This is a genomic window from Microbispora sp. NPDC049633 (genome assembly GCF_040675265.1).
In the GTDB taxonomy this organism is placed as follows: domain Bacteria; phylum Actinomycetota; class Actinomycetes; order Streptosporangiales; family Streptosporangiaceae; genus Microbispora; species Microbispora maris.
The window spans coordinates 1-10,890 of sequence record NZ_JBFAOO010000228.1 but is presented as its reverse complement, the minus strand read 5'-3'; the positions used below and the strand labels follow the sequence as shown (position 1 = coordinate 10,890).

8 protein-coding genes and 1 tRNA gene are annotated in these 10,890 nt (G+C 70.8%); 3 read left to right on the top strand and 6 right to left on the bottom strand.

Translation table 11 applies throughout. The features are described from left to right. From AB0J39_RS34470 to AB0J39_RS34460, 3 genes are all read right to left on the bottom strand, one after another. On the bottom strand, positions 1-973 hold a 973-nt coding region (locus tag AB0J39_RS34470), incomplete at its 3' end, for an aminotransferase class III-fold pyridoxal phosphate-dependent enzyme (RefSeq protein WP_363472464.1). A 10-nt stretch (positions 974-983) separates the two neighbouring features. Further along, entirely contained in the window at positions 984-2,120 is a 1,137-nt protein-coding gene (locus AB0J39_RS34465) for an acyl-CoA dehydrogenase family protein (RefSeq protein WP_363472462.1), read from the bottom strand. A 14-nt stretch (positions 2,121-2,134) separates the two neighbouring features. Beyond that, positions 2,135-3,658 carry an aldehyde dehydrogenase family protein gene (locus AB0J39_RS34460; protein WP_363472460.1) on the bottom strand — a complete coding sequence of 508 codons (1,524 nt, stop codon included), beginning with the start codon at positions 3,656-3,658 and terminating at the stop codon, positions 2,135-2,137. 284 nt (positions 3,659-3,942) lie between these two features. On the opposite strand from AB0J39_RS34460, the gene AB0J39_RS34455 reads away from it, so the two are divergent. Continuing rightward, a complete protein-coding gene (locus AB0J39_RS34455; protein ID WP_363472459.1) occupies positions 3,943-4,947 on the top strand; it encodes a DUF2156 domain-containing protein in 1,005 nt (334 codons plus the stop codon). A gap of 29 nt (positions 4,948-4,976) precedes the next feature. Then, positions 4,977-5,061, top strand: a tRNA-Arg gene (locus AB0J39_RS34450). 44 nt (positions 5,062-5,105) lie between these two features. On the opposite strand, the gene AB0J39_RS34445 is transcribed toward AB0J39_RS34450, so the two are convergent. Both AB0J39_RS34445 and AB0J39_RS34440 read right to left on the bottom strand, forming a co-directional pair. Then, positions 5,106-6,596: a LuxR C-terminal-related transcriptional regulator gene (locus AB0J39_RS34445; RefSeq protein WP_363472457.1), complete on the bottom strand. Its 1,491-nt coding sequence runs from the start codon at positions 6,594-6,596 to the stop codon at positions 5,106-5,108. Then, positions 6,587-7,564: a ParB N-terminal domain-containing protein gene (locus AB0J39_RS34440; RefSeq protein ID WP_363472455.1), complete on the bottom strand. Its 978-nt coding sequence runs from the start codon at positions 7,562-7,564 to the stop codon at positions 6,587-6,589. Before AB0J39_RS34440 ends, AB0J39_RS34445 begins: the two co-directional genes overlap by 10 nt. A gap of 1,351 nt (positions 7,565-8,915) precedes the next feature. Here AB0J39_RS34440 and AB0J39_RS34435 point away from each other — a divergent pair. Beyond that, entirely contained in the window at positions 8,916-10,367 is a 1,452-nt protein-coding gene (locus AB0J39_RS34435) for a condensation domain-containing protein (protein ID WP_363472453.1), read from the top strand. A 66-nt stretch (positions 10,368-10,433) separates the two neighbouring features. Here the strand turns inward: AB0J39_RS34435 and AB0J39_RS34430 are convergent. Then, positions 10,434-10,890 (bottom strand): SSI family serine proteinase inhibitor (locus tag AB0J39_RS34430; protein ID WP_363472451.1); only part of this gene is annotated, 457 nt, incomplete at its 5' end.

The window sequence follows — 10,890 nt, the reverse complement described above, 5'->3', positions numbered from 1 at the left end:
GGGCGGCCCGCCCGACCAGGTCGTCTTCGCGGATCGCCCGGATCGCGCCGCACACGGCGGCCATGGCGATCGGAGCCGCGGAGAAGGTGGAGGTGTGCAGGACCGGATCCCGGTCGAGGACCGCGAAGGTCTCCTCGGTGGCGATGGTCGCGGCGACCGGCAGGACGCCGCCGCCGAGCGCCTTGCCCGACAGCAGGATGTCCGGGCGCACCTGCTCCAGGTCGACGCCCCACCACGCCCCCAGGCGGCCGAGGCCGGTCTGCACCTCGTCGGCGACCAGCAGCGCGCCGTACTCGGAGCACACCGCGCGCACGTCGCCGAGGTAGCCCTCCGGCGGGATCACCACGCCGCCCTCGCCCTGGACGGGTTCGACGATGACGCAGCACTCGCCCGGGTGCCGCCGCAGGACGGCGGTGAGCGCCTGCACGTCGCCGTACGGCACGTGCGACACATCCGGCAGCAGCGGGCGGAACGGCTCCCTGAAGGCGTCTTTCGCGGTCACCGACAGCGCGCCCAGCGTCTTGCCGTGGTAGCCGCCGGTCATCGCCACGAGGTGACGCCGCCCGTTGAGCCTCGCGATCTTGATGGCGGCCTCGACCGCCTCGGCCCCCGAGCCGGAGAAGTGCACCCGGGTCAGGCCGGGAGGGGTCACCGAGGTCAGGAGCTCGGCGGCGCGGGCGGCCACCGGGTCGAGGAAGATCCTCGTCCCGACGGGGTGCCTGTGCAGCTGCCGCTCCACCTCGGCCACCACGATCGGGTGGCGGGCGCCGGTGATGAGCACGCCGTATCCGCCGACGTTGAGCAGGCGCCGGCCGTCGCTGGTGGTGAGCCACGCGCCCGACGACTCCACCTCCACCTGCCCGCCCAGCACCTCGGCGAGGCGGGCACGGCCGGAGCTCATCGTGCGCCGGTACACGGCCGACACCTGTTCGTCGCTCATCCCGGCGTCGTACGTCACAAGGTTCTCGAGCATCGGCCGGCCCTCACGAGACGCGCAGGACGTCGCCCTGGAAGTACGCGGCCAGATGCCGGCGCGTACCGGAGCGCGAGGGCGGGTGGAAGGTGACGCAGTGAGCGGCCGCGGCGAGGTAGGCGACCTCCGGCGAGGAGATGAACGCCATCCCGCCCAGCGCCTCGACGGCCCGCTTCTCGGCGTCCAGGATCGCCTCCTGCGCGCCGTACCGGGCGATCATCGCCTTGGCGAGGGCGGCGTTGTCGCTCTCACGCGCCATGAGCTGCCCGGCGATCCGCTCCAGCAGGAGCGTGGCCGTCTCCAGCCGCACGCCGAGCTCGGCCGCGAGGTCGGCGCCGAGCTTCCCGCCCGCCAGCGCCCGCTCGGCCAGCGCGCTGACCATGCCCAGGTAGCAGGAGGTGATGAGCATCTCGAACCACATGAAGCCGATGGTCTGCAGCTCGTCCAGCTCGCCCCGCTCACCGACCTCGGTGGGGACGAGGAGGCGGTTGTCGACGTACACGTCGGTCAGCCGCACCTCGTCGCTCTCCGCGCCGGCCAGCACGTCGCTCCCCCAGAACGGATGCACCGACAGCCCCGGCGTCTCCTTGGGGACGAGCATCAGCATGACCTCCGACCCGCCGTCCTCGCCGGGCACCGCGATGCTCGCCGAGAGCAGGTCCATGGAGCGCGACATGCTGCAGGGCCGCTTGGACCCGTTGACGACGACCCCGTCCTCCTTGCGTACGCCGGTGACGGTGGGCGACAGGATGCCCTGGCCGGGGTTGCCTTCGGCGAACGCCGAGGACACCAGCAGGTTCTGGGTGGCGATGCCCTCCAGCAGCGCCCACTCGACGCCGCTGGAGCGCAGGCTCTCGGCGAGGGCGAAGATGGTCGCCACCGAGAAGTGGTGCATCGTCGAGGCCACCGACAGGGAGGGGGCCGCCGCGCCGATCGCGCGGGTGACCTGGATCGCCTCCATCGGCGTGACGCCGCGCCCCTCGTACGCCTTGGGGATCACCAGCCCCGGTCCGCCGCTCGCCTTGAACAGCTCGAGCGCGGGGTTGCCCGGTTTCTCCAATTCGAGCAGCGGAACGGCCGCCAGCTTGGCCAGCAGGCCCGGCAGGTGCCGCTCGCAGACCTCGCGTGCTTCGTCCATCGTTCGCATGGAGCCGCCCCTTCTCAGGCCGCCGACCCGGACTCGCCGGTGACGATCGAAATGCCCTGCAGGTGCGTGGCCCGGAGGGCGGGATAGTTGGCCTCGCCGAAGGCGCCGCCGGTCAGCCCGGTGCCGCCGTGCGACGGCAGGGGCGCGGTGAACGCGATGTGCGAGTCGTTGACCTTGAGCAGCCCGCCTCCGGCGACCTCCGCCACGTACCTGCCGATCACGGATTCGTCCCTGGCCCACAGCGAGTTGCGCAGGCCGTACCGGTTGGAGTTGACGAACCCGATGAAGGTGTCCAGCAGGATCTCGTCGTCCGCGGGCTCGGGCACGACGACGGGCAGCAGCGGGAAGAACGTCTCCTCCCGCACGGCCTTGAGATCGCGGGCACCGCCCAGGCCGTCGATCCGGAGCACCGTCGGCTGCAGGAAGAACCCGGAGGCGTCCGGAGTGCCGTCGATCTGCATGCCCTGCCCGCCGGTGACGACGGTGGCCCCGGCCTCCACCGCCTCCGCGAGGAACTCGTCGAACCGGTCGTGGCGCAGCACCGGCGACAGCAGCACGCCGTCCTCTTCGGGGTAGCCGGGCCGCAGCGCCTCCGCCCTGGCCGCCAGCCGGCCGATCAGCTCGTCGGCCACCTCCGGGTGGACCAGCGCCTGGTTCGGGACCATGCACAGCTGCCCGGACCCGTAGAAGCTTTCCGTCAGCGCGGCCGCGGCCGCGTCCAGGTCGGCGTCCTTCCAGATCAGCACGACGTCGTTGCCGGCCAGTTCGAGGATCGGCTTCTTGCCCGTCTCGACGCACCGGCGCTCGATCTTCAGTCCGCTGGGGGTGTCGCCGAAGTACATGATGTCGTTGACGTGCGGGCTGGCGATCCAGGTGTCGAGCATTCGCCCCGGGCTGCCGCAGACGATGTTGAGCGTGCCCGGCGGGGCGCCGAGCTCCTCCAGGGTCGGGGCGATCATGGTACGCAGGACGTGGGAGACGGCGAACGGCGCCGCCCGGGGCGCGCGGACGACGACGGCGTTGCCCCCCGCGATGCTCACGGCGCCGAGCAGCGCGCTGACCAGCGGCGCGTTCGCGGGCGGGCTGACGCACACCACGCCGTCGGCCTGGCGCCTGACGATGTTGCGGCGGCCGTCGACCGTGAACTCCTGCCACATCTGGCCGCGCAGGAACTCGACGGTCTCCGCCCTGGTCAGCTCCAGCATCCCGGACAGCTCCCAGCGCGCCAGCTCGACCGGGTGACCCTCCAGGGTCAGCATGTGGATGAGCTCGTCGCGCCTGTCCAGCAGCACGCGCCGGATCAGCCCGGTCCAGGCGTCGAGGCGCGTGGACAACGGCGCCGATCGCCAGATCTTCGTGGCCTCCGCCGCCGCGGCCAGCGCGTCCTCGATGGTCTCGTCCTCCGCCAGCGCGACGCGGCCGGCGATCACGCCGGGCGGCGCCTCGTCGAGGGACATCACGCCGGATTCCAGCCTGCGTTTCAGCGTCAGGCTGGCGAACGAGTCGTCCAGAACCGCGCGCGGCCGGAGGCTGTACACCCATTTGCCGCTCTCGACGTCCTTACCTCGAACAAAGCTGCCCAACGAAGGCACTCGTTGGGTTTCGGTGATGTTCGCCGCCACCACGACCCCGCAATCCGCGTTCCAGGCGTTTCTGACAGCCGGTGGCGCGTTTTCGAAGCGCACCGCCGAGGACATTGCTTCGCAAGTATTGGAGCCGGCCCTGACACGGCCCTGACATGACCGCGGGCGCGGCGTCGACCCGGCGTCAGAGGAGGTCCCTATGGTCGGGACCGACGAACTCCGAATCGTTGGGAGCAGGCATGAAGGCGCCCGACTCGCCCCGGTTGCAGAGCCGGGACGACATCCTGTCCGGCCTCGAACGGCACGCGGACAATCCGAGCGCGTTCCTCGCCCTCAACCGCGGCAACGAGTACTTCGCCTGGCCCGGGATCGACGGTTTCGTGTGCTACCGGCCGCACGGACGCCGGTGGCTGCAGTTCGGCGGGCCGTTCACGGACGCCGCGACCAGAAAGGAGCTGGAGACCAGGTTCATCGAGCACGCCCACGCCGGGGGCCGCCGTGTCATCGGCGTGCAGCTGCAGCGCGCGGACGCGGATCTGTTCGCCGAGCTGGGATTCACCGTGAATCAGGTCGGCGCGTCCTATGCCGTGGAGCTGGCGGATTTCAACCTGCGCGGGAAGCGGTTCCTCAAGCTGCGCAACAAGATTTCGCGCGCGCTGCGCGCAGGCCTCGAGATAGCGGAGGTGGACGCCACCCGATACGCCGAGGACGTGGCCGGGATCGACGCACGCTGGCTGCGCGACAAGGGCCGCCACACCAAGGAGCTGACCTTCCTGATCGGCGAGATCGGCGGGGAGTGGCAGCCGCTGCGCAAGCTGTTCCTCGGGACGATCGGCGGCACGCCCGTCGCGTACGTCTCCTTCGCTCCCGTGTACGGCTCGCGCCCGGGATGGCTGCACGACCTGAGCAGGCGCCTGCCCGACTGCCCGCCCGGCGTCATGGAGGCCATCAACTTCCATGCCGTCGAACACTTCCGCGCCCTGGGCACGCCCTGGCTGCACTTCGGCTTCACGCCCTTCACGGGCCTGGACGTGGAGCACGAGCTGCCGACGGCCAGCGGGGCGGGCGCGCGGATCATCCGGCTCGTCGCGGACCACGGCGATCGTGTCTACCCGGCGAAGAGCCAGCTGGAGTACAAGCTCAAGTGGGGTCCGTCGGCGATCCTGCCCGAGTATTTCGCCTTCGACGGCGGACTGTCGCCACGGTCCCTGTGGGCCCTGGTGCGAGCGACGAACATCCTGTGACCGGGAGGGATCCCGGCGACGCAGGGCAGGGAAGGGTACTCGAAGCGGCCCAACGAGGACCGGGGCGACCCGGTCGGGTGCAAGCCCACGCAGGTTCGAATCCTGCCCCTTCCGCTTTTGACGACGTGAGTCCGGGCGTGGGAGTCGTCCCGCCCGTCCTACCGCGGCTCGGCGTCCCGCCGGGGCCCGGGCGCGAGCACCGGGCCCGGCTGCGCGAGGAGCCGGCAGAGCTGGGTGCGGCTGGACACCGAGAACTTCCGGAAGATCCGCCGTAAGTGGAAGTTCACGGTGTGCGGTGAGAGCCCGAGCTCGTTGGCGACCTGCCGGTTGGTCATGCCGCGCGACACGAGGGTCGCGACCTCGCTCTCCCGGGCGGTGAGCGCCGGCGAGCAGGCCGGCCCGGCCTCGGGCGCGGCCTGCCGGGCCGGGCGGACCCCGGGAGGCGCCGACGACCTCTTCGGCTCCTGCGACGGGACGAAAGCGGGACGGGCGTCGTCACCGAGGTCCAGCGGCAGCGGGAGCGACCGATCGTCGCCCCGGTACACGGCCCGCGCGTGCTCTTCGGCCACGGCGAGCAGCTGGACCTCACGGTTGTCGCCGGCCAGCCGTTCGATCGCGCGCAGCGCCCGCTCGGCCAGCGCGGCGTCCCCCGCCCGGAGCGCGACGGCCACCAGCCAGGCCGGCCGGGTGACGTCCTCGGCGAAGCACGCCGACTCGGTCGCGAGGAGATGCCACCGGTCCCGGATCTCCTCGGCGCCCGCGCGCGGGCCCTCCTCCGCGACCACCAGGGCGATCTCGGCGAAGGCCGCCCGCGCCCTGGTGTCGGCCGGAGTGTGCCGCCCGGTCCGGCCGTGGAACAGCTTGAGGCACGCGGCCGCCTCGTCACGGTCCTCTAAGCGGAGATGGGTCACGGCGGCCACCGAGAGCGCGAGCTCGACCCCCATGACCGATCCCCGGCGCTGGGCGACCTCCAGCGTCTCGGCGGCGGACGCCAGCGCCTCCTCGAACGCGCCGGCCTGCAGGTGCAGGGACGACCGCAGGGCTTCCACCATGGGCTCGAAGGCCAGCAGCCCGCAGTCGTGGACACATGCGTCGATCTTGCCGACCAGCCGGTGCGCCTGGCCGCGCAGGTGCAGGTCGGTGAGCTTCCTGGCCAGGAGGACGAGAGCGTACAGGTGCCATTGGCCGCAATCGTGCCGGGACTGCTGGAGCGCGTACTGGTTCAGCCTGAGCCCCTGGAAGAGCCGGCCCGAGTGCCAGAGCCGGTCCGACTCGACACAGAGGTGAACGACTCTCGGGGGGCCGGGAACGGCGAGGAGTCTCTCGTCGACGTCCGCCTTCCAGCGGTCGGGATCGGGACCGACCACGGACTGCAGGAGCATCCTGAACGCCACGATGCTCATGTAGGCGGGCTGTGACCTGTCCAGATCGGCCAGGACGGCCTCGGTCAGGCCGAGCGCGTTGACGAAGTCGCCCCGGACGAAGCTGATGTTCGCCTGGTTGAGCCGCTCGACGGCCTCGCAGTCGACCAGGTCCTCGTACCCGGAGGCGATCAGATACAGGACGTCGCTGATGCACGAGGGGGCGGCCGCGGCGATGCCCGGCGCGTTCGCGCCCGTGCCCGCCATCTGCGTCTCCTTCATATCCATCGTCCCCTCGTCGGTCGCTTGTCCGGTGCGGACCCGCCCACATCGCGTAGACGGCACGCGAGATCCCGCCATTCGGCGGCGCACCTGTCGGCCACGGCGGCCAGGACGAAGGCGGTGTGCGGGGGCAGTCCGTCGACGACGCCGGCCCATTCGCGGGGCCGTAGGACCCGGGAGAAGAACCACCGGATGGCGCTGCGGCCCGACTCCGTGAGCCGCAACGACGGATCCCTGCTCAACCGCCGCAGCACCCCGTCGACGGACGACTCCGTCACCTGGGCGTCCATCTCTTGGGCGTCCGTCACCTGGGCGGCGACCTCACCGGGGGCGGCCTGATCCTCCTGCCCGGTCGCCTCCCCGGCGTCCGGTGCGGTGTCCTTGTCCTGCAGCATCCGTCTGCGCACTTCGCGGACGGTGTTGGGAGAGACCCCGGCCGCCCGGGCGAGTTGCCGAAGCGAGGCGCCGGGATTCCTCTCCACCAGTTCCCGCACGTGCTTGCGCCCGGCGCTGCCGTTCACCGGCCGCATACGGCCGTCCCTGCCCATGCGTTTCCCGGGCTCCTGACCCGGAGGTATGGTCCGGTCACGGATGTTCTTGACCGTCGCCGCGCTCAGTCCCGTGGTCGCCGCCACCCAGCGGTCCGATCGGCCCGGGAAGTAACGCAGGATCTCGACCGCCGCGGCCACTCTGTCGTCGTACGAGAGCGGCAGGCCGTGGGCGGTGTTGGCCCGCACCGCGAGAGCGAACGCCTCACGCTCGTCTCCCGTGAACAGCACGGCGTGTATCGTCGTCTCGCCACGCCGCCTCGCGGCCGCGACGCGGTGCATCCCGTCGATGATCCGCATGGACGGGTGATGGACGATGATCGGTGGGAGGGCGACCCGTAACTCCGCCAGCACGCGGGTGTGCTCGACGTTCTCGCCCTCGAGACGCGGCGACCTCGGCGGCAGCAACGAGCCGATCGACAGCACCCGCGTCCAAGCGGGTGAGGGCAGGACCGGAAAATCGCTCCCCTGGCCCCCGCCACCGCAATAATGAACCGGATCCGAACTGTTCCCACGATTTTCTTCCATGCGTCATCACCCATATGCAGAATGTGAGTCCAGCCCTCCCCGGCTTTTATCCGGCGGCGGACGAGTGCGACATGGCCGGCCGGGCGCACACACCGTCCGGTGACCCGGCGGACACCGGGCGTATTCCATTTGCTCCCGACCGTTTCAGGAAAACCCGCGGATCGACGCACACCTTGTGCGATCTCGGCACCCGCCGGCAGCGCACCACGAACCTCCCGATGGTTTCATTGGCCGATTTCATTCCTCGACCGACGCATGCTAAGCACGCCCCGGCGGCGGAGGCAATGTTTAAGCAGACGGATCGGCGCCGACCGGATCAGCGTTTCGCTGTGGACCGATCCGAATTCGGGCTCGTGCGCAATCCGAGTGGTGATTGTGCGGCGGATGCGACTTCTGCGACACAATGCGGCGTGTCCGCGGAAGGAGCGGCGCGCCATGACACCGCGTGCACGAGGACGGGCCGGAGGTCCGGGGGGCGGCCACCGCTCACCTGGCTGCGGGCACATGTTGCCTGTTCATGCGCTTCGACGAATCGCCCGATCCGCGCCCGGCCCAGTTCGGCGATCGATACGGCGAGAGGCTTCACTCGATGAGCGCGCCGAATAAAACGAGTCGACGACGCCGCGCAGGGCCGGTCGGAATTGACGCCGGACGCGCCTGCCACAGAAATGTATTTCGAGATTAACCCGGAGACACGCAAATCGTCAAGCCTACTGTCAACGGCACGCGGTACCGGCGGGTCCGGACTGCTACCGACCGCAGTCCGGCTTTCACGCCCTGCAATTTGAATATTCGACGACATCCGCCTGGCACGTTCCAGTATCGCCATACGGGAAAAGTGTGCGAGTGCACAGTCGTTCAGTTGCACACCCGGCGAGCGGTCTGAGCACGTACGGAACGGCCGCACCGGCCCGGGACGGTACGGCCGGCCTTGACGGCGCGCCGGGGCCGCGAATACGTTGACGATATTGCTTAGAGCGATCAGCCATTAGCGCCTGCTTCGTCAAGCCACGCTCATCCTCGCCGTTCACCGCCCGAGTCTTCCGGGACCTGTCACCCTTCGTGCGCGCACAGCGTTCGCACACAGCGTTCGCGCACAGGAAAGAGACGGGCACGGTACGCGAAAGACCGCACAAGCGTTCACTTTCCCGTGCTTCCGAGAAAGCATCCACCGCTGAGATCGCCGAAGGCATCGGCTCGATCGCCGACGCCCCTCCGGACCCGCACTCGACGACGGGGGAACCGAAACATGAGCAGATCGCGGGACGGCTCCGTGAGCACCGACTTCGGAACGGGCATCCGGAAGGGCAGGCCGCCGGGCGTCCTCCCCCGGCCGGCGAGTGGGACTCGTCCGAGCCGGGCCGGCGTCGAGCCCTCGGGAAAGGCGCCCACGACGCCGTCGTGGACCTATCCCATGACGCTGGAGCAGGAGTCGATATGGCTCGACGACCAGCACGGCGACGGGCCGTCCCACCACCTGGAATCGTTCGCCCTGGAGCTGCGCGGGCACGTCGACCGGCAGGCCGCCGCCCTGGCGGTCGCCCGGATCGTGGCCCGGCACGAGGCACTGCGAAGCCGGTTCGTCCTGGACGGGGGCCAACTCTTCCAGGTCGTCCTGCCCGCGCGGAACGTGCCCGAGATGGCCCACCACACGTGCTCCCCCGAGCAGGCCGAGGCGAAGCTGCGCGAACTCGCCCGGCGGCCGATCGACCTGACCGCGAGCCCCATGCGCGCCACCCTCCTGGAGATGTCGCCCGAGGCGATGATCCTCTGCGTCCAGTTCCACCGCATCGTGGCCGACGACCGGGCCATGCGCACCTTCGCGCGAGAGTTCGCCGAGCACTACCGCGCCTGCGTCGAACACCGTCCCCTGCGGTCGGCGCCGCCCCCCATGCAGCCCGGTGCGTACGCCATCCGGCAACGCTCGACACCACGCGACCCGGCGGCGCTGACCTACTGGCTCGGCAACCTGCGCGGCCTGTCTCCCGGCACGGCGACCACGATTCCCCCGACCCTGGCACCGGGGACACCGCCTCACTGCGACCGGGTGGCCTTCGCGCTCGACGCCGCGCTCGTCGAGAGCCTCCGCGCCGCCTGCCGCAGGCTCCACACCACGCCCCTCGTTCTGCTCGCCGCGACGACGGCCCTCCTCCTGCACGCCGTCGGCGGCGCACGCGACGTCATCGTGGGCACCCCGGTGTCCTACCGGGGCGCCGCCGACCGCGATCAGATGATCGCCCCGCTCACCAGGCTCCTGCCGCTCCGGCTGCGGCTAGCCCCCGGCCAGTCGTACGCGGCCCTCGTCAGGCAGACCAAGCGGAAGGTCCACGAGGCCCTCGTCCACCGGAACGTGACGCAGCACGACCTCGTCCGGCTCGTCCGCAGGTCGCGGTCCGGCGCCCTGCGACTGTGCCGCACTCTGATCGTGGTCGACGAGCCCGAGCAGCCACGCATCGACCTTCCGGGCGCGACCGCCCGGCGGCTGCGCGTGGGGCCGGGGCCGTTGGGGGCCGACCTCTGTTTCACGTTCGTCGTCGACGGCGGCGAGCCCCTCGGCTTCCTGGACTACGCGGCCCACCTGTTCTCCGCCGCGACCGCACGGCACCTCGCCGAGACGTTCCGCACACTGCTGACGTCGTCTCTCGGCGACCTCCGCGGCGGTGGCCGCCAACCGGGGGACACGGTGAGAGCGGACACCTGACCACACGGCCATCGCGTCCTCGCACCTTTACATCCCCCGTACGCCGCGTGCGGTTTGCTGCGCGTGTCAGAAGTCGAACAGTTCCCCGGCGGCCGACCGCTTCTCACAGTCGTTGCCGAAGGTACGCCGGAACTGGAAGTACTTCCCGTCCCAGATGCCGCTGGCGGTGACCGTGACAGGTGCGTAGATCATCGTGCAGGGCTCGGCTTCGTTCACCCGCAGGGCGCCCGGGTCGAGGCCCGACCTGTTCAGCCAGGCGCACGCCTTCTCCGGAGCGGGATGTGAGCCGCCCGCCGGAGCGCAGTTCAGGAAGGCCGACCGCGTCGCGGGCTCCGGCTGCTCGCCGTCCGCGATGGTCAGGATCACCGCCCGCACCCGGGAGGCCGGCGACCGCGCGGCCCGCAGGGCGATCTCGGGCGGCGGTGGAGCCGGCAGGGTGGCCCGCCGCGCCGGCGCCGTACCCGCCCTCACAGGTGTCACGGGTCCGAGCGGCCCGGATCGGACGGTCCTTCCGTCGTCGCCG

Excerpts from the sequence above, each read along its gene's own strand:
- AB0J39_RS34465 (WP_363472462.1), bottom strand. The coding sequence starts at position 2,120 with ATGCGAACGATGGACGAAGCACGCGAGGTCTGCGAGCGGCACCTGCCG.
- AB0J39_RS34455 (WP_363472459.1), top strand. The coding sequence starts at position 3,943 with ATGAAGGCGCCCGACTCGCCCCGGTTGCAGAGCCGGGACGACATCCTG.
- AB0J39_RS34445 (WP_363472457.1), bottom strand. The coding sequence starts at position 6,596 with ATGGATATGAAGGAGACGCAGATGGCGGGCACGGGCGCGAACGCGCCG.
- AB0J39_RS34435 (WP_363472453.1), top strand. The coding sequence starts at position 8,916 with ATGAGCAGATCGCGGGACGGCTCCGTGAGCACCGACTTCGGAACGGGC.